27 protein-coding genes are annotated in these 24572 nt (G+C 72.9%); 9 read left to right on the top strand and 18 right to left on the bottom strand.

The annotated features are described in order from the left end of the window. Nucleotides 1-27: 27 nt before the first annotated feature. Complete coding sequence (locus KZX45_RS16700) at nucleotides 28-480, bottom strand: NfeD family protein (protein ID WP_248258886.1); 453 nt, start codon at nucleotides 478-480, stop codon at nucleotides 28-30. Between the two features lie 192 nt (nucleotides 481-672). Then, complete coding sequence (locus tag KZX45_RS16695) at nucleotides 673-1467, bottom strand: ABC transporter ATP-binding protein (protein WP_248258885.1); 795 nt, start codon at nucleotides 1465-1467, stop codon at nucleotides 673-675. A 103-nt stretch (nucleotides 1468-1570) separates the two neighbouring features. Here KZX45_RS16695 and KZX45_RS16690 point away from each other — a divergent pair, with 103 nt between their 5' ends. Continuing rightward, entirely contained in the window at nucleotides 1571-2377 is an 807-nt protein-coding gene (locus KZX45_RS16690; protein WP_248258884.1) for a hypothetical protein, read from the top strand. A gap of 79 nt (nucleotides 2378-2456) precedes the next feature. On the opposite strand, the gene glgA is transcribed toward KZX45_RS16690, so the two are convergent. Then, on the bottom strand, nucleotides 2457-3689 hold the full coding sequence (gene glgA, locus KZX45_RS16685; RefSeq protein ID WP_248258883.1) for a glycogen synthase: 1233 nt from the start codon (nucleotides 3687-3689) through the stop codon (nucleotides 2457-2459). Between the two features lie 151 nt (nucleotides 3690-3840). On the opposite strand from glgA, the gene glgC reads away from it, so the two are divergent. Further along, entirely contained in the window at nucleotides 3841-5082 is a 1242-nt protein-coding gene (gene glgC, locus KZX45_RS16680; protein WP_248258882.1) for a glucose-1-phosphate adenylyltransferase, read from the top strand. A 179-nt stretch (nucleotides 5083-5261) separates the two neighbouring features. Continuing rightward, the gene (gene serB, locus KZX45_RS16675) at nucleotides 5262-6164 is read left to right on the top strand and encodes a phosphoserine phosphatase SerB (protein WP_248258881.1); all 903 of its coding nucleotides are present in this window, start codon (nucleotides 5262-5264) and stop codon (nucleotides 6162-6164) included. 122 nt (nucleotides 6165-6286) lie between these two features. Here serB and KZX45_RS16670 read toward each other — a convergent pair whose 3' ends face one another. The 5 genes from KZX45_RS16670 to fabG form a co-directional block, all read right to left on the bottom strand. Next, nucleotides 6287-6448, bottom strand: coding sequence for a hypothetical protein (locus KZX45_RS16670; protein ID WP_248258880.1), 162 nt, complete (start codon nucleotides 6446-6448; stop codon nucleotides 6287-6289). Between the two features lie 119 nt (nucleotides 6449-6567). Next, the gene (locus KZX45_RS16665) at nucleotides 6568-7173 is read right to left on the bottom strand and encodes a dihydrofolate reductase family protein (protein WP_248258879.1); all 606 of its coding nucleotides are present in this window, start codon (nucleotides 7171-7173) and stop codon (nucleotides 6568-6570) included. Nucleotides 7174-7283: 110 nt separating this feature from the next. Then, nucleotides 7284-7784, bottom strand: coding sequence for a histidine phosphatase family protein (locus KZX45_RS16660; protein ID WP_248258878.1), 501 nt, complete (start codon nucleotides 7782-7784; stop codon nucleotides 7284-7286). Beyond that, nucleotides 7784-8551 carry an enoyl-ACP reductase FabI gene (gene fabI / locus KZX45_RS16655; protein ID WP_248258877.1) on the bottom strand — a complete coding sequence of 256 codons (768 nt, stop codon included), beginning with the start codon at nucleotides 8549-8551 and terminating at the stop codon, nucleotides 7784-7786. Before fabI ends, KZX45_RS16660 begins: the two co-directional genes overlap by 1 nt. Before the next feature lie 74 nt (nucleotides 8552-8625). Next, nucleotides 8626-9348, bottom strand: coding sequence for a 3-oxoacyl-ACP reductase FabG (fabG, locus tag KZX45_RS16650; protein ID WP_248258876.1), 723 nt, complete (start codon nucleotides 9346-9348; stop codon nucleotides 8626-8628). A 162-nt stretch (nucleotides 9349-9510) separates the two neighbouring features. On the opposite strand from fabG, the gene KZX45_RS16645 reads away from it, so the two are divergent. From KZX45_RS16645 to KZX45_RS16635, 3 genes are read left to right on the top strand one after another with little or no spacing between them, the layout of a single operon-like run. After that, a complete protein-coding gene (locus KZX45_RS16645) occupies nucleotides 9511-9834 on the top strand; it encodes a DUF3099 domain-containing protein (protein ID WP_248258925.1) in 324 nt (107 codons plus the stop codon). Further along, on the top strand, nucleotides 9831-10046 hold the full coding sequence (locus tag KZX45_RS16640) for a hypothetical protein (RefSeq protein WP_248258875.1): 216 nt from the start codon (nucleotides 9831-9833) through the stop codon (nucleotides 10044-10046). The genes KZX45_RS16645 and KZX45_RS16640 overlap by 4 nt, the downstream gene beginning before the upstream one ends. Continuing rightward, a complete protein-coding gene (locus tag KZX45_RS16635; RefSeq protein ID WP_248258874.1) occupies nucleotides 10043-11134 on the top strand; it encodes an SURF1 family protein in 1092 nt (363 codons plus the stop codon). Before KZX45_RS16640 ends, KZX45_RS16635 begins: the two co-directional genes overlap by 4 nt. A 21-nt stretch (nucleotides 11135-11155) precedes the next feature. Here the strand turns inward: KZX45_RS16635 and KZX45_RS16630 are convergent, their stop codons facing one another. After that, complete coding sequence (locus tag KZX45_RS16630) at nucleotides 11156-12745, bottom strand: ABC-F family ATP-binding cassette domain-containing protein (RefSeq protein WP_282453835.1); 1590 nt, start codon at nucleotides 12743-12745, stop codon at nucleotides 11156-11158. 179 nt (nucleotides 12746-12924) lie between these two features. Here KZX45_RS16630 and KZX45_RS16625 point away from each other — a divergent pair, with 179 nt between their 5' ends. Next, entirely contained in the window at nucleotides 12925-13806 is an 882-nt protein-coding gene (locus KZX45_RS16625; protein ID WP_248258872.1) for a neutral zinc metallopeptidase, read from the top strand. A gap of 183 nt (nucleotides 13807-13989) precedes the next feature. On the opposite strand, the gene KZX45_RS16620 is transcribed toward KZX45_RS16625, so the two are convergent. The 9 genes from KZX45_RS16620 to KZX45_RS16580 all read right to left on the bottom strand — a co-directional run bounded on the left by KZX45_RS16620 (nucleotide 13990) and on the right by KZX45_RS16580 (nucleotide 22479). Beyond that, on the bottom strand, nucleotides 13990-15447 hold the full coding sequence (locus KZX45_RS16620; protein WP_248258871.1) for a nucleobase:cation symporter-2 family protein: 1458 nt from the start codon (nucleotides 15445-15447) through the stop codon (nucleotides 13990-13992). 228 nt (nucleotides 15448-15675) lie between these two features. Continuing rightward, the gene (locus KZX45_RS16615; protein WP_248258870.1) at nucleotides 15676-16026 is read right to left on the bottom strand and encodes a metal-sulfur cluster assembly factor; all 351 of its coding nucleotides are present in this window, start codon (nucleotides 16024-16026) and stop codon (nucleotides 15676-15678) included. Beyond that, nucleotides 16023-16508 (bottom strand): Fe-S cluster assembly sulfur transfer protein SufU, encoded by a 486-nt coding sequence (gene sufU, locus KZX45_RS16610; protein ID WP_248258869.1) that lies wholly within the window; start codon nucleotides 16506-16508, stop codon nucleotides 16023-16025. The genes KZX45_RS16615 and sufU overlap by 4 nt, the downstream gene beginning before the upstream one ends. Next, a complete protein-coding gene (locus KZX45_RS16605) occupies nucleotides 16501-17844 on the bottom strand; it encodes a SufS family cysteine desulfurase (protein ID WP_248258868.1) in 1344 nt (447 codons plus the stop codon). The genes sufU and KZX45_RS16605 overlap by 8 nt, the downstream gene beginning before the upstream one ends. An 11-nt stretch (nucleotides 17845-17855) precedes the next feature. Next, nucleotides 17856-18614, bottom strand: coding sequence for a Fe-S cluster assembly ATPase SufC (gene sufC / locus KZX45_RS16600; RefSeq protein WP_248258867.1), 759 nt, complete (start codon nucleotides 18612-18614; stop codon nucleotides 17856-17858). A 46-nt stretch (nucleotides 18615-18660) separates the two neighbouring features. Then, on the bottom strand, nucleotides 18661-19008 hold the full coding sequence (locus KZX45_RS16595; protein WP_248258866.1) for a non-heme iron oxygenase ferredoxin subunit: 348 nt from the start codon (nucleotides 19006-19008) through the stop codon (nucleotides 18661-18663). Next, nucleotides 19008-20237: a Fe-S cluster assembly protein SufD gene (gene sufD / locus KZX45_RS16590; RefSeq protein WP_248258865.1), complete on the bottom strand. Its 1230-nt coding sequence runs from the start codon at nucleotides 20235-20237 to the stop codon at nucleotides 19008-19010. Before sufD ends, KZX45_RS16595 begins: the two co-directional genes overlap by 1 nt. Then, nucleotides 20237-21643: a Fe-S cluster assembly protein SufB gene (gene sufB / locus KZX45_RS16585; protein WP_374112607.1), complete on the bottom strand. Its 1407-nt coding sequence runs from the start codon at nucleotides 21641-21643 to the stop codon at nucleotides 20237-20239. The genes sufD and sufB overlap by 1 nt, the downstream gene beginning before the upstream one ends. Before the next feature lie 44 nt (nucleotides 21644-21687). After that, nucleotides 21688-22479, bottom strand: a complete 792-nt coding sequence (locus KZX45_RS16580; protein ID WP_248258863.1) for a metalloregulator ArsR/SmtB family transcription factor — start codon at nucleotides 22477-22479, stop codon at nucleotides 21688-21690. A 211-nt stretch (nucleotides 22480-22690) separates the two neighbouring features. Between KZX45_RS16580 and KZX45_RS16575 the strand changes: the two genes are divergently transcribed. Further along, the gene (locus KZX45_RS16575; protein ID WP_248258862.1) at nucleotides 22691-23737 is read left to right on the top strand and encodes an ABC transporter ATP-binding protein; all 1047 of its coding nucleotides are present in this window, start codon (nucleotides 22691-22693) and stop codon (nucleotides 23735-23737) included. After that, nucleotides 23734-24546: an ABC transporter permease gene (locus KZX45_RS16570; RefSeq protein ID WP_248258861.1), complete on the top strand. Its 813-nt coding sequence runs from the start codon at nucleotides 23734-23736 to the stop codon at nucleotides 24544-24546. Before KZX45_RS16575 ends, KZX45_RS16570 begins: the two co-directional genes overlap by 4 nt. Nucleotides 24547-24572: the final 26 nt, after the last annotated feature.

Genomic DNA, 24572 nt, shown 5'->3' with positions numbered 1-24572 from the left:
CTCGGGTTGGGGTGGCGCTGGGGTGGGTCAGGACTGGTACAGCTGGTCGTCGGCGGTGGCGTCGACCACGGCGGTCGCGCCGTCGATGCGCACCACGCGCACGGTGGTGCCGGTGGGCAGCACGCTGCCGTGCCGGGCGGCGCGGGCGGTCCAGACCTCGCCCGCGAGCTTGACCCGGCCGGCGTGCTCGGTGACGTCGATGAGCACGGTCGCCTCACGTCCGACGTGCGCGGCGATGTTTGTGGCGGTGTCCGGCGTCGAGCGGTCGAGGAACCTCTTGGCCCACGGCCGCACGACGAAGAGCAGGGCTGCGGAGACGATCGCGAAGACGAGGATCTGCACCCAGAACGGCGCACCGAGCAGGGCGACGAGCATGGCCGCGAGCGCACCGCCGGCGAACATGAGGAAGATCAGGTCCACGGTCAGCATCTCGACGACGCCGAGGACCAGTGCCGCGCCCAGCCACCAGAGCCAGCCCATGTCCCCTCGTTCCCCAGGCTGACGCGCGTCCTCGCGCGGCTGACCTGCGTCGATGTTGTCGTCGTGTGAGGTAGATCCTATCGGGACCCACCGACACAGCGGCCCACCAACGCGCGGGGCGCTGACGGCACGCGCGGCCGCGGGCCGGGCGCTGCAGCACGCGGCCGCCCGCCGGGCGCTACGGCAGCCGGGTCAGCGTGCCGTGCCGGCGGCCCGGGCGCTGTAGCGGTCCCGGTGCCGCTCGACCTCGAGCTCGAGGCCGAACGCGGCCGAGAGGTGCTGGGGGGTCAGGACGTCCTCGATCGGCCCGGCCGCCTCGACGACGCCGTCGCGCAGCAGCAGGGCGTGCGTGAAGCCAGACGGGATCTCCTCGACGTGGTGCGTGACCAGCACCATGACCGGGGAGCGTCCGTCCCCGGCGAGCTCCGACAGCGCCGCGAGGAGCTCCTCGCGCCCGCCCAGGTCGAGACCCGCGGCCGGCTCGTCGAGGAGCAGCACCTCGGGGTCGGGCATGAGGGCGCGGGCGATCTGGACCCGCTTGCGCTCGCCCGAGCTGAGCGTGCCGTAGGTGCGCTCGGCGAGGTGACCGACCCCGAAGACGTCGAGGAGCGTCTGGGCCCGGTCGAGGTCGAGCTCGTCGTACTCCTCGCGCCAGCGCCCGGTGATGCCGTAGGAGGCGGTGACGACGACGTCGATGGCCCGCTCCCCCGACGGGAGCCGCTGGTCCAGCGCCGCCGAGGCCAGACCGACGAGCGGCCGCAGCTCGGCGAGGTCGGTCCGGCCGACCTCCTCGCCGATGATCGTCACGGTGCCGGTGGTCGGGTGCAGCCGCCCGGCGACGAGCTGGATCACGGTCGTCTTGCCCGCCCCGTTCGGCCCGAGCACCACCCAGCGCTCGCCCTCGTTCACGGACCAGTCCACGCCGTCGAGGATCATCCTGTTCCCGCGGCGGACGGAGACGTCGTTCAGCTCCAGCACATCACCCATGGCACCGACCCTAGAACACCTCAGACCCCTGCCCGTGCGCGCACGCCGAGGCGTGGACGGCCGTCGTACGGGCTACGCCGCGCCCAGAACTAGGCTTGTCCCCATGTCCGGTCCGGCGATCCTCACCCTGCCCGCGTCCGTGGTCCTGGCGCTGTGGCTGCCGGTTGTCGACGGCCCGGAGACCGCCCGCCGCGCCGCCCGTGCCGTGACCGGGCAGGACGAGGTCCACCACGTGCGCGAGCGCGGTGCGCTCCTCACCGGGACGACGACGCTCGCCGACCTGCTGCTCGCGCTCGTGCCCGCCGGCGAGGTCGCCGCGATCCTGCCGCGCCCGGGCGACCCGATGGGAGCGCCGGCCGTGCGCTCGGCGGACCTGCTCGACGCCGGCGAGGGGCTGCTGCTGCGCCGCCCCGGCAGCCCGGCGGAGCGCTGCGCCGTCATCGTGCCCGAGCGGGAGGTCTACGGCAGCGTCCTGGAGCAGGGTGAGCTCGTCACCTGGGTCGTCGACCATGACGTGAGCGACCTGCTGCCTGCCCCCAGCCTCCTGCTGGCCGGGGTCGAACCGCTCTCGCAGGCCCGCCGGGAGATCCAGCTCGCGCTGTCCGACGCGGTCGACGCGCTCGAGGCGCTGGACGTCGCCCGCGACCGGCCCGACCTTGCGGACGAGCTGCTCGACCTCTCCCTCGCGACCCTGCCGGACCAGCTGCTGCCCCCGCGCCTGGACCCCCGTCGCCTCGACGTGCTCGAGCGGGCGGCGCGGCTGACGGCCATCCTCGACCTCGCCACGAGCGACGACGGCGCAGCGGTCACCGCGGGCCAGGCCGGCGCGAGGGCGGCCGCGCTCGCGCACGTGGCCCGGTCGGCGCGGCACGCGCTCGCCGCCGCGAGCGCCACGCGTCGCGTCAGCTGACCCGTCGCGTGAGCTGACCCGCCGCGTGAGCTGACCCGCCGAGCGAGCTGGCCGTAGTCCTCACGAAGGCGTCGGCGCACTACCGGCGCAGCACCTGCTCGTAGACCTCGATGGTGCGGTCGGCGATGGCCTCCCACGCGAAGTGGTCCTCGACGCGGCGGCGGGCCGCGGCACCCATGCGGCCGGCGGCCTCGGGATCGGTGACCAGCGCGGTGAGGGCCTCGGCGAGGTCGTGCTCGAAGCGCGCGGGGTCGATCGGCGTGCCGGTGCCGTCGTCGGCCTGGTCGATCGGGACGAGGGTGCCGGTGACGCCGTCGTCGATGACCTCGGGGATCCCGCCCGTGGCCGAGCCGACCACGGGCAGCCCGACCGCCATGGCCTCGAGGTTGACGATGCCGAGCGGCTCGTACACGGACGGGCAGACGAAGACGGTGCCGGCGGCCAGCACGGCGATCAGCTCGGGCCGCGGGAGCATCTCCTCGATCCAGATGACGCCCTGACGGCGGTCCTGGAGGTTCTCCACCAGGGCCGTGACCTCGGCGGCGATCTCCGGGGTGTCCGGCGCCCCCGCGCACAGCACGAGCTGGACCTCGGCGGGCAGCTGCTCGACGGCGCGCAGCAGGTGCGGCAGGCCCTTCTGCCGCGTGATGCGTCCGACGAAGACGACCGTGGGGCGCGCCGCGTCGATGCCCAGCCGCGCGAGGGTGGCCGCGGCGGCCTCGTGCTCCTCCGGGGTGGACGGCCGGCGCCAGCCGTCCAGGTCGATGCCGTTGTGGACCACGTGGACCTTCTCCGGGTCGATCTGCGGGTAGGCGCGCAGGATGTCCGCGCGCATGCCGCCGGAGACGGCGATGACGGCGTCGGCCCCCTCGTAGGCGGTGCGCTCCGCCCAGCTCGACAGCGCGTAGCCGCCGCCGAGCTGCTCGGCCTTCCACGGGCGCAGCGGCTCGAGCGAGTGCGCCGTCAGCACGTGGGGGACGTCGTTGAGCAGCGCGCCCAGGGTCCCGGCGAGGTTGGCGTACCAGGTGTGCGAGTGCACCAGGTCGGTGCCGATGAGGTTCGCGGCGATCGTCAGGTCCGTGCCGAACGTGCGCAGCGCGGCGTTGGCGTGCTGGAGCTCCGGGAGGTCGTCGTAGCCGGTGACCGGCACCTCGACGTCGTTCTCGGAGTCCCCCGCCAGCCGCGGGCCGTCGAAGGCGTGGACGCGGACGTCGACGCTTCGGCGCAGCACCCGCGCCAGCTCGGTCACATGGACCCCGGCCCCGCCGTAGACGTGGGGCGGGTACTCGCGGGTGAGGAGGTCGACCCTCATGGTTCCTTCTCTTCCTTCGTCGGACGGGCCACCGGCCCCGGAGCACGATTCGGCGAGCACAGCATGCCCTGTCGGAGGGTGAGCCACGCAACACGGTGCAATTTGTTGCCATCTCGCGACGGGCCACGGCTCTCGGCCATATGGTCGGGGCATGGCAGCCCCACGCGTACTTGCGATCGTCCTGGCCGGTGGCGAGGGGAAGCGGCTCATGCCGCTGACCGTCGACCGGGCGAAGCCCGCGGTGCCGTTCGGCGGGATCTACCGGCTCATCGACTTCGCCCTGTCGAACATCGTCAACTCCGGCTACCTGCGGATCGTCGTGCTGACGCAGTACAAGTCGCACAGCCTGGACCGGCACATCGCCAAGACGTGGCGGATGTCGAACCTGCTCGGCAACTACGTCGCCCCGGTCCCCGCCCAGCAGCGCGTCGGCAAGCACTGGTTCCTCGGCAGCGCCGACGCGGTCTACCAGTCGCTCAACCTCATCGACGACGAGCGGCCCGACATCGTCGTGATCGTGGGCGCCGACAACATCTACCGCATGGACTTCTCCCAGATGGTGGAGCAGCACATGGACTCCGGCTTCCCGCTGACGGTGGCCGGCATCCGGCAGCCGCTGTCGATGGCGGACCAGTTCGGCGTCATCCAGGCCGACAAGGACAACCCCCACAAGATCGGGGAGTTCCTCGAGAAGCCGACGGACGCCGTCGGGCTGGCCGAGTCCCCCGACGAGATCCTCGCGTCGATGGGCAACTACGTCTTCGACGCCGACGCCCTGGTCGAGGCGGTCACCTCCGACGCGAAGGACGAGTCCTCCAAGCACGACATGGGCGGCTCCATCGTCCCGGCGTTCGTGGCCGACGGTGCCGCCGGCCTGTACGACTTCACCTACAACGACGTGCCGGGCTCGACCGACCGGGACCGCAACTACTGGCGCGACGTCGGGACGGTGGACGCCTACTACGACGCCAACCAGGACCTCATCTCGGTCTACCCGGTGTTCAACCTCTACAACGACGACTGGCCGCTGTTCACCGGCTACACCGGGCTGCCGCCGGCCAAGTTCGTCTACGCGCACCGGGAGCGGCTCGGGCACGCCCTGGACTCGCTGGTCTCCCCCGGAGTCATCGTCTCCGGCGGCGAGGTCATCGGTTCCGTCCTCTCCCCCGGCACCCGGGTGAACTCCTGGTCCTCGGTCCGCGACTCGGTGCTCTTCGACGGCGTCGACGTGGGGCGCAACGCCACGGTCAACCGCACGATTCTCGACAAGAACGTCAAGGTCGAGCCGGGTGCCCGCGTGGGCCTGGACCACGAGCACGACCGCGCGCGCGGTTTCACCGTCACCGAGTCCGGCATCACCGTGGTGCCGAAGGGCTGGACGGTCGAGCGCTGAGGCGCACCACCGCCGCGCCTGGCGGGGCGGCCCGCGCGAGTCGGCGGCCACCGAGGCCCCAGGTGGCGTGCCCGGGAGCGGGCTGTCCAGCAGCGCCGTGGTCGTCTCCACGCCCCGACCGTGGCCCGGCCGGTGGACCGCCGGGCGGCGCACGGCGGCCGGCCCATAGGCTGCCGCCCGTGAGCCTTCCCGTCCCCTCCACGGTCCGCGCGGGCCTCGTCTCCCCCCGCCCCGTCCCCGAGTCGCTGGTGACCCACGCGGCCGCGGTCCTCGCCCGCGTGGCCGACGGCGTGACGGTCGCCGACACCTCCCGGGACGGGTGGTTCGGCCTCGCCCTCACCGGTGACCTGCGACCCGGCACGAGCGCGGAGGGCACGGCCGCCGAGCTGCGCGGCCCGGCGACCGCGCTGGGCGTGGACGTCGCCGTGACCGCCGGCCCCCTCGCCGTCGACGGGGTCGGGCTTCTCGTCACCGACGTGGACTCCACGCTCATCACGGCAGAGGTCATCGAGCTGCTCGCCGAGCACGCGGGCACGCGCGAGCAGGTCGCGGCGGTGACCGAGCGGGCGATGCGCGGCGAGCTCGACTTCGCCGCGAGCCTGCGCGAGCGCGTCGCCACGCTGGCGGGCCTCGACGTCGGCGTGCTGGAGGAGGTGCGCGCGCGGGTCGCCCTCACGCCGGGAGCTCGCGAGCTCGTCGAGGCCGTGCACGCAGCCGGCGGGACCGTCGGCCTCGTCTCCGGCGGGTTCGGCGAGATCGTGGGCCCGCTGGCCGCGTCGCTCGGCATCGAGCACGTGGTGGCGAACAAGCTGGAGGTGGCCGACGGCCGCCTCACCGGCCGCACCACCGGCCCGGTCGTGGACCGCGCCGCCAAGGAGCGTCACCTGCGGGCGTGGGCCGAGGCCGACGGCGTGCCGCTGGAGCGGGTGGTCGCGGTCGGGGACGGCGCCAACGACCTCGACATGCTCGGTGCCGCGGGCCTGGGCATCGCCTTCTGCGCGAAGCCCGTCGTGCAGGAGCAGGCGGACGCGGCCGTCGGCTTCCCCCGCCTCGACGCTGTCCTGGGCCTCCTCGGCCGCTGAACAGGTTGCCGATGTGGTTGTCCGCAGCGACCACATCGCCGACCACGGTCGCGCGCGGGTGTCACGCCCCCGACGTGGAACGCCGGACCGGTCAGCGGCCGGTCCGGCGTCGTAGGCGCTTCTCAGCGCGTCTTCTCGAGCTGCTCCTCGACCATCTCGGTCGGGACCTCGGACGGCACCTCGGTGGTCCCCTCCGCCGGCCTCTCGGCCGGTCCGCTCTCACGGGCGCGGCGTTCCCGCTCCCGCTCTGCCCAGCGTTCGGTGTAGTACCGGTCGTAACACATCGCGGTCTCCTTCCTGCTGCGGGGCACTCCCGATTGTCCCCCCGTGGCACGCGGCGCACCAGGCGGGGCGGCGACGTCAGCACGGGGGCCGCGACGCCGTCAGCGCACCACGTCGGCCGTCAGCGCACCACGTCGTAGGTCAGGTGCGCGAACTGGCCGAACCGCTCCACCTGGCGCAGCCGCAGAGCGTCGGGCCCGATGCGCCGCGGCAGGAGCGGCGCCCCGCCGGGCAGCGTCGCCGGGGCGAACGACACCTGGATCTCGTCCAGCGCCCCGGCCTCCCAGAACTGGCCCGCGAGGTCCCCGCCGCCGAGCAGCCAGACGTCCTTGTCGCCGGCGGCCGCGGCGATCTCCGGCAGCGCGTCGCCCACCCGGCCCCGGAGGAACCGCACGTCCGCGCCGTCGGGCCGCGGCAGGTCGCGCGAGGTGAAGACGAACGTCGGCCGGTCGCCGAGGTACTCGAGCTCCTGCCAGCGGCCGGGCTGCTCGAGGAGCCGCTCCTCGCGCAGCACCCACTCGTACGTGGTGGAGCCCATGACATCGGCGCCGACGTCCCCGAGCTGGGTCGACAGCTCGGGCGTCCCGTCGCTGTCGACGGCGAACAGCCACGCCAGGGAGTTCTCCTCGTCGGCGAGGAACCCGTTGAGGGTCGAGGCGGTGTAGTACACGACCCGGGGTCGCCCCGCGGGCCGCGGCGGGGACGACGGCGACGCCTGCTTCTCCATGCCGCCCAGCGTGCCCCGCCGGACCGCCGTCGTCCATGCCTTTGCCGACGGCGGAGGCCGGGCCCGACGGCGGACCGCGGACGGCGCAGGACCGTCCGGTCGGGCGAGCCTCAGTCCTGGGGCCGCACCAGCTGGGCGAGGTGCGCCGTCGACCGGTCCAGCTCGGCCCACGGCGTGGGGACGTCGATGACGCACGCGGCCGCCGTCGGGATGCCGAGGCTGACCTGCTGGGCGAGGTCGTCGCGCGTGTCGTGCAGGAGGTACGCCAGGCCGGACATGGTCGGCTCGTGACCGACGACGAGCACGGTGGCGGCGTCGGCGTCGACCGCCTGCAGCATGCTCAGCAGCTGGCGCGGGCTCGCCCGGTACAGCTCCTCGCTGACCTGCTGCTCGCGGACGCTCAGGTGCTGGCTGACGAGCTTGAACGTCTCGGTGGTGCGCAGCGCGGAGGAGACCAGCGCCAGGTCGACGGCGCCGGTCACCTCGGCCAGCCGCGGCCCCAGCTTGCCGGCCTGCTTGCGGCCCTTGGCCGCGAGGGGGCGCAGCGCGTCACCGAGGTCGCCCTCGGGCTCGGCCTTGGCGTGCCGCAGCAGGACGAGCGTCCTGGACATCACACCCCCATCGCGTGGACACCGCCGTCGACGTGGACGATCTCCCCCGTCGTCTTCGGGAACCACTCGGAGCACAGACCGAGCACGGTGCGCGCGGTGGGCTCCGCGTCGGAGACGTCCCAGCCCAGCGGGGCGCGCTCGTCCCAGCCGCCCTCAACCTGGTCGAAGCCCGGGATCGACGTCGCCGCGGTGGTGCGCACCGGGCCCGCCGAGACGAGGTTGACCCGGATACCCGAGGGCCCGAGGTCGCGGGCCAGGTAGCGCGCGGTGGACTCGAAGGCGGCCTTGGCAACGCCCATCCAGTCGTAGACCGGCCAGGCGAAGCTGGCGTCGAAGGTGAGACCGACGAGGGCCGAGCCCGGCACCATCAGCGGCTGGGCGGCCACGGCGAGCGCCTTGAGGGAGAACGCGGAGACGTGCACGGCGGTGGCGACGTCCTCCCACTGCCCGGCGAGGAAGTTGCCTCCCATCACCGACTGCGGGGCGAACCCGATGGAGTGGACGACCGCGTCGAGGTGGTCGACGTGCTCGCGCACGGCGTCGGCGAGGTTGTCGAGGTCCTCCTGGTTCTGCACGTCCAGCTGGACGACCGGCGCCGGCGCGGGCAGGCGCCGGGCGGTGATCTCCGTCAGGCGCAGCTGGCGGCCGAAGGAGGTCAGGACCACCTTCGCGCCCTGCTCCTGCGCCAGCCGGGCCACGTGGAAGGCGATCGAGTTGTCCTTCAGCACCCCGGTCACCAGGATCGTCTTGCCCTCGAGCAGTCCCATGGGTCTCCTTTCGGTGGCGCCGCGGGCGCCGGTGGCTGACGACATCGCGTCGTCGGCGTGGTCGGTGGTGGTGGTCAGTGGCCCATGCCGAGGCCGCCGTCGACCGGGATGACGGCCCCGGAGATGTAGGCGGCCTCGGGCGAGGCGAGGAACTGCACGGCGGCGGCGACGTCGTCGACCTGGCCGAACCGGCCGGCGGGGATCGCGCCGAGGTAGGCCTGCTGCTGCTTCTCGGGCAGCGCCTGCGTCATGGCGGTGTCGATGAAGCCGGGGGCGACGACGTTGGCCGTGATGCCCCGACCGCCCAGCTCGCGGGTGATCGAGCGCGCCATCCCGACCAGGCCGGCCTTGGAGGCGGAGTAGTTCACCTGACCCGGACCGCCGTAGAGGGCGACGACGGAGGAGATGAGGACGATGCGGCCGGCCCGGGCGCGGATCATGGCCTTGGAGGCGCGGCGGGCGACACGGAAGGCGCCGGCGAGGTTGGTGTCGAGGACGGTGTCGAAGTCCTCGTCGCTCATGCGCATGAGCAGCTGGTCGCGGGTGACGCCGGCGTTGGCGACGACGACCTCGACCGGTCCGTGCTCCTCCTCCACGCGGGTGAAGGCGGCGTCGATCGAGGCGGTGTCCCGCACGTCGCCGACGACGCCGAGCACGCCCGCCGGGAGGTCCCCGGACCGGTAGATCGTGGCGACCCTGTCGCCCGCGGCGACGAACCGCTCGGCGATTGCGCGGCCGATGCCCCGGTTGGCCCCGGTCACCAGCACACTGCGTCCGACGTTCTCGGCCACGGACATCTCCTCTTCATCCACCGGTCGCTGCGGGGAAACCGTAGCCGACGCGCGCCCGCGGCGGCGAAGAGCGTCCGTGGCGGGCGGGGTGGGGCATCCCACAGGTGCCGTCCGCCCGCTCCGGGCAGGGCCGCCCGCGGCCACGCGGCGTAGCCTTGAGAGGTGAGGATGCCCGGCCGTCGTTCGCGGGGATCGCAGGTGCAGGCGATCACCTCGGCACCGCGCGCCCTCGCCGACGACGTGCACGACCGCACGGTGCGCTACCTGATCTCTATGGGAGTCCGCACTGGTTGCTTCCTGCTCCTGCTGGTGGTGCCGGGACCCTGGAAGTGGGTCTGCGTGGCCGGGGCCGTGGTGCTGCCGGCCGTCGCCGTCCTCTTCGCCAACGCCGGCCGCGAACGCCCGCAGGCCCCGACGACGCTCATCGGCCCGCCCGGGGAACCGCCCCCGCGCCAGCTGCCCTACGACCCCACGACGGAGTACCTGCGATGACCGAGGAGGTTCTGCGCTGCAGCGCCAAGGGCTGCGGCGCCGAGGCCGCCCACGCCCTGCTGTGGAACAACCCGCGCCTGCACACCACGGGCCGCCGGAAGGTGTGGCTGGCCTGCGACGCGCACCGGGAGCACCTGAGCCGGTTCCTCGCCGACCGGTCGTTCCTGCGCGAGGTCGTCGGCGTGGACGAGCTGGACGAGTCGCACGGGTGAGCGCCGTGGGTGACGCGGCCGGCCCGCGCGGGCGGTACGCGTTCCTGCGGACACGGCGCTGGGTGAGGCTCACCGCGCTCCTGGTCGCCGCCTCGGTCGCGTGCGCGCTGCTGGGCGTGTGGCAGTGGGGGCGCTTCACGGACCGGCACGCCGAGGCCGAGCAGGTCAGTGCCGCCTACGACGCCGACCCGGTCCCGCTCGAGGAGGCGCTGCGCTCCCCCACCGGCCCCGTGCGGGCGGACGAGCAGTGGCAGCCCGTGGAGCTGCGGGGACGGTACCTCGACGGCGGCACGGTGCTGCTGCGCAACCGTCCGGTCGAGGGCACCCCGGCGGTGCACGTCGTGGCCCCGTTCGTCGCCCGGACGGACGACGGCGAGGTGCTCGTCGCCGTCGACCGCGGGTGGGTGCCCGCCCAGGTGGCCGACGGCGGCGGCACCGTCCCGCAGCCCCCGGACGGCGAGGTGACGCTCACCGCCCGGCTCCGTACCGCGGAGGCCGCGCACGAGCGCGTCCCGCCCGCCGGGCAGGTCTACACCCTCGCACCGGCCCAGGTGCTCGACGCCGTCGGCGGCGTCACCGACCTCGGCGCCGTCGCGGACCTGCCGGTGCTCGACGGGTACGTGATCGCCGCGGCCGAGGACCCGGAGGCGGCCGGGGCGGTGGGCGGCTACGGGCGCCCGGGCTCCAAGCACGCCATGAACATCTCGTACGCGTTCCAGTGGTGGGTCTTCTCCGCCGGGATGCTCGTGGCGCTGGTGGTGCTAGCCCGGCGCGAGGCCGCCGAGCGGTCCGGGCACGGCCCGGTGCGCCGCGTCGGGCGGGCCGAGTTCGACGAGGACCTCGAGGTCTACACCCAGCTGCGCGCGCACGCCGCCCTCCCGTCCGGCCCCACCTCCCCGCGAGAGGTCACGAGCTCGCCGGGACGGCACGCGAACATCGACGCGCTCCCGGGCGCGCGGGACGTCACGGCTGGGCCGCGGGTCATCGAGGCCGCGGACCCCGGGTCCATGACCGCCGATCCCGGCGCCGCGGATCGTGCTGCCCGGTCCCCGCAGGCTCCGCCGTCGTCCCCGCACCTCGAGCGCTGAGCGGGCAGCGAGCTCCGCGAGTCAGGCGAGGGTGACGAGCTCGAGGTACTGGTCGCTCCACAGGTCCTCGTCCGCGTCGGGCAGCAGGAGCACCCGCTCGGGGTTGAGGGCCTCGACCGCCCCCTCGTCGTGCGTGACGAGGACGACGGCGCCGGTGAAGGAGCGCAGCGCGCCGAGGATCTCCTCGCGGCTGGCGGGGTCGAGGTTGTTCGTCGGCTCGTCCAGGAGCAGGACGTTGGCCGAGGAGACCACGAGGACGGCGAGGGCGAGGCGGGTCTTCTCCCCGCCGGAGAGCACCTTGGCCGGCTTGTCCGCGTCCTCGCCCGAGAAGAGGAACGAGCCGAGCACGCTCCGCACGCCCGTGTCGTCGAGGTCCGGGGCGGCCGAACGCAGGTTCTCCACCACGGTGCGCTCGACGTCGAGGGTCTCGTGCTCCTGGGCGTAGTAGCCCACCTTCAGGCCGTGCCCGGGGACCACCTCGCCGGTGTCCGGCTCCTCGACCCCGCCGAGGATGCGCAGCAGCGTGGTCTTGCCCGCGCCGTTCAGGCCCAGGATGACCACCTTGGAGCCGCGGTCGATGGCGAGGTTGACGTCCGTGAAAACCTCGAGGGAGCCGTACGACTTGCTCAGCCCCTCGGCCGTGAGCGGGGTCTTGCCGCACGGCGCGGGGTCGGGGAAGCGCAGGTGCGCGACCCTGTCGGCCCGGCGCACGTCGTCCAGCCCGGAGAGCAGCCGCTCGGCCCGGCGGGCCATGTTCTGCGCGGCGACGGTCTTGGTGGCCTTCGCGCGCATCTTGTCCGCCTGGGCCATGAGCTGGCCGGCCTTCTTCTCCGCGTTGGCGCGCTCGCGGTGGCGGCGCCGCTCGTCGGCCTCGCGCTGCTTGACGTAGGCGTCCCAGCCCATGTTGTACACGTCGAGCACGCCGCGGTTGGCGTCGAGGTTCCAGACGTGGTTGACCGTCTCTCGGAGCAGCTCGACGTCGTGGGAGATCACGACGAAACCGCCGGCGTAGCTCTTCAGGTAGTCGCGCAGCCACACGATGGAGTCGTGGTCCAGGTGGTTCGTCGGCTCGTCGAGCAGCAGCGTGTCGACGCCGGAGAACAGGATGCGGGCCAGCTCGACCCGGCGGCGCTGGCCGCCGGAGAGGGTCTCCAGCGGCTGCTCGAGCACGCGCGTGGGCAGGCCGAGGTTGGAGGTGATGCGGGCCGCCTCGGACTCGGCGGCCCACCCGCCCTGCGCGGCGAACTCGGCGTCCAGCCGGACGTACTTCTCCATGGCCTTCTGCTGAGCGGCGCCCTCGGCGGTGCTCATGGTCTGCTCGGCCCGGCGGATGCGCCGGACGATCTCGTCCAGACCGCGGGCGGAGAGCACGCGGTCACGGGCGAGGACCTGCATGTCACCGGTGCGGGGATCCTGGGGCAGGTAGCCGATCTCCCCGGTGCGCACGATCTGGCCGGTGTGCTGGACCACCGAGGCCGTGGCGTCCTGGCCGGAGAGCAGCTTGGTCAGCGTGGTCTTGCCCGCGCCGTTGCGTCCGACGAGCCCGATGCGCATGCCGGCGTCGACGCGGAAGCTGGCCTCGTGGAGCAGCTCGCGGGCGCCGATGCGCATGGAGACGTCGTGGGCGGTGATCACAGGGGCAGACCTCTAGACACTGACTGGGGTTGGGAGCACCGACGTGGTGCGGGACCAGTCTACGTGGGACGTCCGGCGGCACCGAGAGAATTTGCTCTCACCGCCGGCCGACCGCCCGACGCGCCGCCGCCCGCCGCCCGCACTACTTTGTGCCCATGACTTTCAACGAGGGTGGCCGGATCGACTCCGGCCGCGTGCGTTCGTCCCGTGGTGGCAAGGGGGCCGCCATCGGCGGCGGTGCCGGCATCCTCGTCCTGCTCGTCTACCTGTTCACCGGGCAGGACCTCTCCGGCGTGCTCGGCGGCGGCGAGCCGTCGCAGCAGGAGAGCGGGATCAGTCTGGAGCACTGCCAGACGGGCGCCGACGCCAACGAGTACGTCGAGTGCCGGATGGTGGGCGGCGCCGAGTCGCTCGACGCGTTCTGGCAGACGGCGCTGCCCGAGCAGGCGGACATCGAGTACCGGATGCCCGGCTTCGAGGTCTTCGAGAACTCGGTGACGACCGGGTGCGGGAACGCCACCTCCGCCGTCGGCCCCTTCTACTGCCCGCCGGACGAGAGCGTCTACCTCGACACCGGCTTCTTCGACCAGCTCGAGACCCAGCTCGGCGCGGAGAACGCCCCGCTGGCGCAGCTGTACATCGTCGGCCACGAGTGGGGGCACCACATCTCGAACCAGCAGGGGATCATGGACCAGATGGACCGGCAGGACACCGGTCCGGAGTCCGACGGCGTGCGCCTCGAGCTGCAGGCGGACTGCTACGCCGGCATGTGGCTCGCCCACGCCGCCAACACGCCCGACCCCAACTCGCCGGACAACGCCCCGCTGCTGAAGGCCCCCACGAAGGAGGAGCTCTCCGACGCCCTGGACGCCGCCGCCGCCGTCGGTGACGACCGCATCCAGGAGAGCGCGGGCCAGGAGGTCAACCCGGAGGCGTGGACCCACGGCTCCGCCGAGCAGCGCATGCGCTGGTTCACCACCGGCTACGAGCAGGGCACGATGGCCGCCTGCGACACCTTCTCCGCCGGCCAGCTGTAGTCCGCGGCGCAGCCACCCCTTCCGCGCGGCTGCCGACCCGCGAACGGCGGCCATCCGCATCCCCCGCTGCACGAGACGCCGACCGCTACCGGCATGCAGGTAGCGGTCGGCGTCTCGTGGAGCGGCCGGAGGAAGGGCGCGACCGGCGCTGTCGCGGATGTGCCGGTCGGCGTCGCCCCTCGCTCAGCGGCCGGGGTCGCGCTCGATACCCTCGGCGGGCCCACGCTCGGCCCGGCTCCCCTCTCTGGCCGCCTCTCTGGCCGCCTCCGCCCGGCGTACCTCGTCCGGCCGGCTGAGGCTCTTGGGGATCGCACGGGTCTCCTGCGCGGCCGCCACGTGGTCCTCGTTCATCTGGTCGCGGTTGAGCAGCAGGTTGAGCAGGATGGCGGCCAGCGCGCCGGCGCTGATGCCCGAGTGGAAGATGAGCTGGAACCAGCTCGGGAAGTTCGCGTAGATCTCCGGCTGGACAGTCGGCAGCAGCGCGATGCCGACCGAGATCGCCACGACGAGGACGTTGGTGTTGGTGAAGTGCACCTTCACCAGCGTCCGCACGCCCGCGGCGACGACCATGCCGAACAGCGCGATGCCCGCTCCCCCGAGCACGGCGCGTGGCACGCCCTCGACAATGGCGGCGACCTTGGGCACCAGGCCCAGCGCGATGAGGATCACGCCGGACATCGCGGTGACCCAGCGCGACTTCACCTGGGTCAGGCTCACCAGGCCCACGTTCTGCGCGAACGCCGTGTACGGGAAGGTGTTGAAGAAGCCGCCGAGCATGGTGGACAGGCCGTCGGCGCGCAGCCCGTCGCCGAGCTGGCGCTTGGTGACCGGCCGGTCGACGATCTCGCCGACCGCGAGCATGTCGCCCGTCGTCTCGGTCATGATGACCAGCCCGACGACGAGCATCGAGATGACGGCCGCGATCGGGAAGGTCGGGAACCCGAAGTGCAGCGGCGTGATGACCGCGAACCAGCCGGCCTCGCCGACGCCCGACCAGTCGACCATGTCGAACGGGAGCGCGACGATCGTGCCGACCACCAGGCCGAGCAGCACCGAGACGCGGGCGACCGAGGGCGGCGCGAACTTCTCGAGCAGGATGATGAAGATGAGCGTCCCCGCCGCGAAGGCGAGGTCGCGCGGCTGCGCCGAGGGCTCGTTGTTGGTGATCCAGCCGGCCGCGACCCCCATGAGCGACAGCCCGATGATCATGATGACCGTGCCGGTCACGAGCGGCGGGAAGAACCGCAGGATCGAGCTGAACACCGGAGCCAGCGCGATCATGAAGAGCCCGCAGGCGATCGTGGCCCCGAAGATGGCGGTGATGTCGTACTGGTTGCCGATGGCGATCATCGGGCCGACGGCCGCGAACGTCACGCCCTGCATCAGCGGCAGGCGCACGCCGAAGCGCCAGAACCCGATCGACTGGATCAGGGTGGCGACGCCGGCCACGAAGAGGTCGGCGCTGATGAGGAACGCGATGTCGGTGGACGAGTAGCCCAGGGCTCCGCCCACGATGAGCGGGACCGCGATGGCGCCGGCGTACATCGCCAGCACGTGCTGCAGCCCCAGGGGGAAGAGCCTGTCGATCCGGGGGATCTCGTCGACCGGATGCTTTGCCGACGCCGTGACGGTGCGGGACACGTGACCTCCTGTTGAGTCCGTCGTTGGACCGTTCGGCACAGGTTAGGGCACGGAGGGGCCGTGAGTAACCCCCTGGTGGACATTTCTTTTCGGATCCCGGAACTTCTTCCGGATGGTGAAAGCGGACGACGACGGCCCGGTCACCTCGGTGGAGGCGACCGGGCCGTCCGTGCGGCGAGCCGAGCGTGCGGGCCGTGCGCCGGGCGGAGCCGGCGCAGCGGGTCTGCGTCAGACGTTGAAGCCGATGGCGCGCAGCTGCTCGCGGCCGATCGGGGTGATCTTCTCCGGGCCCCACGGCGGCATCCAGACCCAGTTGATGCGCTGGCCGGCGACGAGACCCTCGAGCGCCTGGGCGGCCTGGTCCTCGATGACGTCGGTCAGCGGGCAGGCCGCCGAGGTCAGCGTCATGTCGATGACCGCCTGGTTGTTCTGGTCCACCGTGATGCCGTAGACGAGGCCGAGGTCGACGACGTTGATCCCGAGCTCGGGGTCGATGACGTCGCGCATGGCCTCCTCGACGTCGGCCGCCGTGGTCGGCGAGGGGTTGGTGGCGGTGGCCGGGTTGGTGGTCTCGCTCATGAATCCTCCTTCTTGGACGGCTCTGCCGTCAGGGCGTGGGCGAGGGCGTCGCGCAGGGCCATCCAGCCGAGCAGGGCGCACTTGATGCGGGCAGGGTAACGGGCGACGCCGACGAACGCGGCGGCGTCCTCGAGGGACTCCTGCTTGGCGTCCTCGAGGTCGTGCCCCCGGTTGTGCATGAGCTCGCGGAACGTCTCGTTGAGCCGGTCCACGGTGGAGATGTCCTGGCCGGTGACGAGGTCGTTGAGCACCGACAGCGAGGCCTGGGAGATCGAGCACCCCTGGCCGACCCAGCCGATCTCGGCGATCCTGGGCGGGCCGTCGGCGTGGTCGAGGCGGACCCGGAGCCGCACCTCGTCCCCGCACGTGGGGTTGACCTGGAAGGACTCCCCGTCGAAGGGGTCGATCTCCCCCGCGCCGTGCCGCTCGCGCGAGTGGTCCAGGATGACCTGCTGGTAGAGCTGCTCCATCGCGTCAGCCATGGTCCACCCCGAAGAAGTGGCGCACGCGGCCGAGCTGGTCGACGAACGCCTCGATCTCCTCCGCCGTGGTGTACACGCCCGCCGAGGCGCGGGCGGAGGCGTTGACGCCGAGGTGCCGGTGCACCGGCTGGGCGCAGTGGTGGCCGACGCGCACGGCGATGCCGGCGTCGTCGAGCACCTGGCCGACGTCGTGCGGGTGCACCCCGTCGACGGCGAAGGCGACGACGGCGAGCCGGTCGGCCGGGTCGGTGGGACCGAGCACGCGCACCCCGGGCACGGACGCGACGCCGTCGAGAAGCAGCCGGGTCAGCTCCGCCTCGTGGGCGGCCAGGGCGTCCATCCCCAGCTCCGCGAGGTAGCCGACGGCGGCGTGCAGCCCGACGGTCTGGGCCACCATCTGCGTGCCGGCCTCGAACCGGGCGGGCGGGTCGGCGTAGGTGGTGGCCGTCATGGTCACCACCTGCACCATGGACCCGCCGGTGAGGAACGGCGGCATCTCGGCGAGCAGCTCCCGCCGCCCGTACAGGACGCCGACGCCGGTGGGGCCGAGCATCTTGTGGCCGGAGAACACGGCGAAGTCGACGTCGAGGGACTTGAGGTCCACCGGCAGGTGCGGCACGGACTGGCAGGCGTCCAGCACGACCAGCGCTCCGGCCCGGCGGGCCAGCGCCACGACGTCGGCCACCGGGCTAACCGCGCCCGTGACGTTGGACGCGTGAGTCAGGGACACGAGCCTCGTGCGCTCGGTGATGACGTCGAAGCTGGCCGGGTCCAGGCGCCCGTCCTCCGTCAGGGAGATCCAGCGCAGCGTGGCTCCGGTGCGCGCGCACAGCTCCTGCCACGGCACCAGGTTGGCGTGGTGCTCGGCCTCGGTGACGACGATCTCGTCGCCGGGGCCGACGCCGAACAGCTCCCGCGCCCGGTCCCCGCCGCGCCCGAGCGAGGCGTTGGACATCGCGTACGCGACGAGGTTGATGCCCTCGGTCGCGTTCTTGGTCCAGACGATCTCGTCGATGCTGACGCCCACGAAGGCGGCGACGGCGCCGCGGGCGGCCTCGTAGGCCTCGGTCGCCTCCTCCGCCAGCTGGTGGGCGCCGCGGTGCACGGCGGCGTTGCGCCGCTCGTAGAAGTCCTGCTCGGCGTCGAGGACGCACTGCGGCTTCTGGGAGGTGGCGGCGGTGTCGAGGTAGACCAGCGGCCGGCCCTCGCGCACGGACCGCCCCAGCAGGGGGAAGTCCGCGCGCACGGCCGCCAGCTCCTCCGCGCTCAGCGAGCGGGAGGGGCTGGCGGCCGGCACGGCGAGCTGGCCGGCCACCGGGCGTCCGGCAGCGTTCATGCGGGTGCCTCTCAGACCGTGGTGGTCAGGTACTTGTCGTAGCCCTCGGCCTCGAGCTGGTCGGCGAGCTCGGGACCGCCCTGCTCGGCGACCTTGCCCTCGACGAAGACGTGGACGAAGTCGGGCTTGATGTAGTTCAGGATCCGCGTGTAGTGCGTGATCAGCATGACGCCGAGGCCGGTGTTCTCGTGCACCCGGTTCACGCCCTCGGACACGACGCGCAGGGCGTCGACGTCCAGGCCGGAGTCGGTCTCGTCGAGCACGGCGAACTTCGGCTGCAGGAGCTCCATCTGGAGGATCTCGTGCCGCTTCTTCTCGCCGCCGGAGAAGCCGTGGTTGACGTCGCGCTGGGCGAAGTCGGTGTCCATGCGCAGCTTGGTCATGGCGTCCTTGACGTCGCCGACCCACTGGCGCAGGGCGGGGGCCTCACCGGTGATGGCGGTCTTGGCCGTGCGCAGGAAGTTCGACACCGTCACGCCGGGGACCTCGACCGGGTACTGCATGGCGAGGAAGACGCCGGCGCGGGCGCGCTCGTCGACGGTCATGTCCAGGACGTTCTCGCCGTCGAGGAGCACCTCGCCGTCGGTGACGGTGTACTTGGGGTGCCCGGCGATGGAGTACGCCAGCGTCGACTTGCCGGAGCCGTTCGGGCCCATGATCGCGTGGATCTCGCCGGAGCGGATGGTCAGGTCGACGCCGCGCAGGATCTGCTTCGGGCCGTCGTTCGTCTCGACCGAGACGTGCAGGTTCTTGATCTCAAGGGTGGACATCTGTGGGTTTCTTCTCTTCCTGGGGTCTGGGGGGCGGGGGCGGCGGTCAGCCGACGACGTCGGCTGTGGCGTCGACGTCGATCAGGACGCGCTCGCCGTCCACCGTCACGAGGTAGACGGGTACGGGCTGGGTGGCGGGCAGGCTGAGCGGTCGGCCGGTGCTCAGGTCGAAGGTCGACCCGTGCAGCCAGCACTCGATGGTCGAGCCCTCCACCTCGCCGTCGGAGAGGTTCACCTGCCCGTGCGAGCAGATGTCCGAGATGGCGTGGAACTCCCCCGCCTCGTCGCGCACCAGCGCGACGGGCAGCGGCGAGCCGTCCGGACCGTCCAGCTCGAGGCGCATGGCCTCCCCGGGCTCCAGGTCCGTGACGTCGGCGACGTGCTCGGCGGTCATCAGCGAGCGGCCTCCATGGTGCGGTCGAGCTCGGCCTCGATGGCCGCCATCAGCCGGTCCTGGACCAGCGGGACGCCGATCTGGTTGATGAGCTCGGCGAAGAAGCCGCGGACCACCAGGCGGCGGGCGTCGGCCTCGGGGATGCCGCGCGAGCGCAGGTAGAACAGCTGCTCGTCGTCGAACCGGCCGGTGGCCGAGGCGTGCCCGGCACCCTCGATCTCGCCGGTCTCGATCTCCAGGTTCGGCACGGAGTCCGCCCGGGCGCCCTCGGTGAGCACGAGGTTGCGGTTGAGCTCGTACGTGTCGGTGCCCTCGGCCTCCTTGCGGATCAGCACGTCGCCGACCCACACCGAGTGCGCCCCCTCGCCCTGCAGCGCGCCCTTGTAGGTGGCACGGGACTTGCACTTCTCCACCGCGTGGTCCACGAAGAGACGGTGCTCCTGGTGCTGGCCGGCGTCGGTGAAGTAGAGCCCGAGCAGCTCGACGTCCCCGCCCGGCGCGGTGAAGGCCGCGTCGGGGGTGATCCTCACGACGTCGCCGCCGAACGTGACGACGATGTGCCTGAGGCGGGCGTCGCGGCCCACGTTCGCGCGGTGGGAGGACAGGTGCACGGCGCCGTCGGCCCAGTCCTGGACGGAGACGACGGTCAGGCTGGCGCCGTCGCGCACGTCGATCTCGACGGTCTGCGAGAGGTGCGCGCCGCCCCGGTGGTCCAGGACCACGAGGGACTCGCTGTGCTGCTCGGCGACGAGGAGGATGTGCTGCGCGGAGGGCTCCTCCGCCGCGGCCGCGTCACCGTTGACCGAGATCATCGTGTGACGGGCGTCGACGTGGTTCTTCGGCGCCGTGACGACGAGGGCCTCGCCGAACGACTCCCAGGCGGCGGCCGCCGCGCGGTCGCCGGGCGCCCCCACCTTGCCGAGCCGGTCGTCGTCGCGACCCACCCGCTCGACGCGCACGTCGTCGTCGGCCTCGACGGTCACGACCGGGCCGGTCCCGTGGAGCTCGCCGGCGAAGATCTTCTGCAGGCGGTCGACCGGGGAGAAGCGCCAGTCCTCCTCGCGCCCGGTGGGCACGGGGAAGTCGGCCAGCGCGAACGACGTCGCGCGGTCGGCGCGCGAGCCCTCGGGCGCGGTGCCGCCGCCGTGGCTGTCGCCGTGGCTGTGCGCGGCGTCCGCGGTGGCGCGGGAGTGGTCGGTGGTCAGGTTCTGTGTGGTGGCGGCGGTCATCAGCCGACGGCCCCTTCCATCTGCAGCTCGATCAGGCGGTTGAGCTCGAGGGCGTACTCCATCGGCAGCTCACGGGCGATGGGCTCGACGAAGCCACGGACGATCATCGCCATGGCCTCCGTCTCCGCCATGCCCCGGGACATGAGGTAGAACAGCTGGTCCTCGCTCACCTTGGAGACCGTGGCCTCGTGGCCCATCTCCACGTCGTCGACGCGGACGTCGACGTACGGGTAGGTGTCCGAGCGGGAGATCTGGTCCACGAGCAGCGCGTCGCACAGCACGTTGGACTTGGAGTGCGTGGCGCCCTCGAGCACCTGCACCAGCCCGCGGTAGGACGCACGGCCGCCGCCGCGGGCGACGGACTTGGACACGATCGAGGAGGACGTGTTCGGCGCGAGGTGGACCATCTTCGAGCCGGTGTCCTGGTGCTGGCCCTCGCCGGCGAAGGCGATGGACAGCGTCTCCCCGCGGGCGTGCTCGCCCATGAGGTAGACCGCCGGGTACTTCATGGTCACCTTGGAGCCGATGTTGCCGTCGATCCACTCCATCGTGCCGCCGGTCTCGACCGTGGCGCGCTTGGTGACGAGGTTGTACACGTTGTTCGACCAGTTCTGGATCGTCGTGTACCGGACGCGGGCGTCCTTCTTCACGATGATCTCCACGACCGCCGAGTGCAGCGAGTCGGACTGGTAGATCGGGGCGGTGCAGCCCTCGACGTAGTGCACGTAGGAGCCCTCGTCGGCGATGATCAGCGTCCGCTCGAACTGGCCCATGTTCTCGGTGTTGATCCGGAAGTAGGCCTGCAGCGGGATCTCCACGTGGACGCCCTTGGGCACGTACACGAACGAGCCGCCGGACCACACGGCGGTGTTGAGCGAGGCGAACTTGTTGTCACCGGCCGGGATGACGGAGCCGAAGTACTCCTCGAAGATCTCCGGGTGCTCGCGCAGGCCGGAGTCGGTGTCGAGGAAGATGACGCCCTGCGCCTCGAGGTCCTCGCGGATCTGGTGGTAGACCACCTCGGACTCGTACTGGGCGGCGACGCCCGCGACGAGGCGCTGCTTCTCGGCCTCCGGGATGCCCAGGCGGTCGTAGGTGTTCTTGATGTCGTCCGGCAGGTCCTCCCAGCTGGTGGCCTGCTTCTCCGTGGAGCGCACGAAGTACTTGATGTTGTCGAAGTCGATGTCCGACAGGTCCGCGCCCCAGCTCGGCATGGGCTTCTTGTCGAAGAGGTTGAGGCCCTTGAGGCGACGCTTGAGCATCCACTCGGGCTCGTTCTTCAGCGCCGAGATGTTGCGCACCACGTCGGCGTCGACACCACGACGGGCGTTGGCGCCGGCGTCGTCGGCGTCGTGCCAGCCGTAGTTGTAGTTGCCGATCGAGGCGATCGTCTCGTCCTGGGTCATCGGCGCGTCGGGCGCCTTGACCTCCTGCTGGGTGGGACTTGTCATCAGTTTCCTTCCGTGACGTCGCCGGCCGGCGACGTGGTGGTCTGGGAAGAGTCGGACGGGGTCTGGGGGCCGGCGCCGGCGGCGTGCGAGCCGGTGCGCACGGGGATCCGGGCGGGGGCGACGGCGAGCGGGACGTGCGTGGTGCACACGTGGCCGCCGGCCGCGAGGGTCGCGAGCCGCTGCACGTGGACGCCGAGCAGCCGGGAGAAGGCCTGCGTCTCGGCCTCGCACAGCTGCGGGAAGCCCTCAGCCACGTCCTGGACGGGGCAGTGCCCCTGGCACAGCTGCAGGGCGAGGCCCTGTGCGCCGACGGTGCGGGTCGTGGCCGCGTAGCCGTCGGCGGTGAGCGCGCCGGCGAGGGCGTGGACGCGGTCCGGGAGGGACCTGCCCGCCTGCTCGACCAGCGGGCGGTACCGGCGCTCGAGCTCGGTCACGCGGGCCTCGGCGAAGGCGTCGAGGGCGTCCGGGCCGGCCACCTGCACGAGGAAGTCCAGCGCGTGCGTGGCCAGGTCCGAGTAGGCGTCGCTGAGCACGGCGCGGCCGGCGTCGGTGGCCACGTAGTGCCGCGCGGGGCGTCCCCGGCGGCGCACGCCAGGCCCGCCCGGCTCGTGCACGACGATCTGCCCGGCCTCCTCGAGGTGGCCGATGTGGCGGCGGACGGCCGCGGGGGTGAGCTCGAGGACGTGCGCCAGGGTCGCGGCGGACACCGGGCCCTGCTCGACGACGAGCTCGAGGACGCGCTCGCGCGTGGTGGCCTCGGTCTCCGGGACGTGGCGTTCGGCCGTCCTCATGGCGTGGTCCTCCCCTCGTTCCCCTGGTCGTGCTGCGCGGTCCCGCCGACCGGCGGTCCACCGGGGCCTGCTGACCCCTGACACTTTAGGTAACAGTCTCCTTCCTTAAATCGTTCCCCGCAAGGAAGGTCAGCCTCACCAGGGCTGTGAGGCTCCGCACCCGCCGGCCGGGTGGGCGTCCCGCCCCACCACGCCGCCTACGCTTGGCGGCGTGCCACTCCCGCTCGACGCTCCCACGGGCGCACGCCCGGACGCCCCGACCGCTCCCGCGCTGCGCGTGACCGGCCTGCGCAAGACGTACGGCTCGCGCGAGGTGGTCCGCGGACTGACCTTCACCGCCGGACGCGGGGAGCTCACGGCGGTCCTGGGGCCCAACGGGGCGGGGAAGACGACGACCGTCGAGTGCTGCGAGGGGCTGCGCCGCCCCGACGGCGGTTCCATCGAGGTCCTCGGGCTCGACCGGGCGTCCCGCGCCGCCGACGCGCCGCTGCGCGCGCGGGTCGGCGTGATGCTGCAGGACGGTGGTCTGCCGCTCGCCCCGCGGGCCCGGACGGTGCTGGCGCACGTCGCCCGCCTGCACGACCGCCCGCTCGACCCCGACCGGCTCCTCGCACGGCTCGGCCTGACCGACGTCGCCGCGACGCCGGTCCGGCGGCTCTCCGGCGGCCAGCGGCAGCGGCTGGCGCTCGCCGTCGCGCTGGTCGGCCGGCCGGAGCTGGTCTTCCTCGACGAGCCCTCCGCCGGCCTGGACCCCCAGTCGCGCCTGGCGGTGTGGGACCTGCTTCGCGAGCTTCGCGACGGCGGCACCTCGCTCGTGCTGACGACGCACCTGATGACCGAGGCCGAGGAGCTCGCCGACCACGTCGTGATCATCGACGCCGGTCAGGTGGTCGCCGCGGGCACCCCGGGCGAGCTCACCGGACCGCCGGAGGTGCGGGTCACTCCCCCGCCGGGCACCCCGCCCGGCGTCCTGGCCGACGCCCTGACCGCCGCCCTGACCGGGGACGACCACCTGAGCGTGCGCACCGGGGAGGGCTGGGTCGCTGTGTCCACCACCCGCGCCGGCACGGCCGGGGCCGCCCCCTCCGGCACGCCGGCGCGCGGCGCCGTCGACGCCGGCACCCTCGCCCGCGTCGCGACCGCCCTGGCGGACGCCGGGCACGCGGACGCCGGCGTGGTCCCGCACCGGCGCACCCTCGAGGACACGTTCCTGGACCTGACCGGCCGCGAGCTGCGCGGCGAGGAGGAGCAGCGATGACCACCCCGGCGACCACGGCAGGCTCCGGCGCCACGGCACCCGGCGCTCCGGGCCCCGGCACACCCGGCTCCGGCGCCACGTTGCGCCGGGTGCTGGCCCAGACCCGGTTCGAGACCGCCGCGATCCTGCGCAACGGCGAGCAGCTGCTGCTCACGTTCGTCCTGCCGGTCATCGCGCTGGTGGTCCTGGTGCGCACCGACGTCGTCCCGCTGCCGGGGGACGAGCGCACGGCGCCCGCGCTCGCCGGCGTGCTCGCCCTCGCCGTCGCCTCGACCTTCACGTCGCAGGCGATCGCGGTCGCGTTCGACCGCCGCTGGGGCGTGCTCCGGATGCTCGCCACCACCCCGCTCGGGCGGGGCGGGCTGCTCGCCGGGCGGCTGGGGGCGGTGCTGTGCGTCGTGGTGGTCCAGACGGCGGTCCTGGTGGCCGTCGCCGCGCTGCTGGGCTGGCGGGCGCAGGGCCTGACCGTCGGGTCCTCTCTCGGTGCGGCGGCGCTGATGCTGCTCGGCACCGCGGCGTTCGTGGCCCTTGCGATGGTCGTGGGCGGAACCCTCCGGCCGGAGGCGGTGCTCGCCGTCGCCAACCTGCTGTGGGTGCTCATGGCCGCCGGCGGCGGTCTGCTCGTCCCGGTGGACTCGCTGCCCGCGCCGCTCGCCGCCGTGGTGCGGCTGCTGCCGTCCGGCGCCCTCGGCGAGGGGCTGCGCACGCTGGCGACGGCCCGCGCGTTCGATGTCGGGGCCGCCGTCGTCCTGGCGCTGTGGGCCGCGGTGGCCGCCTGGGTGGCGACCCGCACCTTCCGCTGGGAGTGAGAGAAGGGTGGCGCGGACCACCCCGT

It is taken from the genome of Georgenia sp. EYE_87 (genome assembly GCF_023148685.1).
Lineage (GTDB): Bacteria > Actinomycetota > Actinomycetes > Actinomycetales > Actinomycetaceae > Georgenia.
The sequence above is the reverse complement of the archived record's forward strand: the minus strand, read 5'-3'. Positions and strand labels throughout refer to the sequence as shown.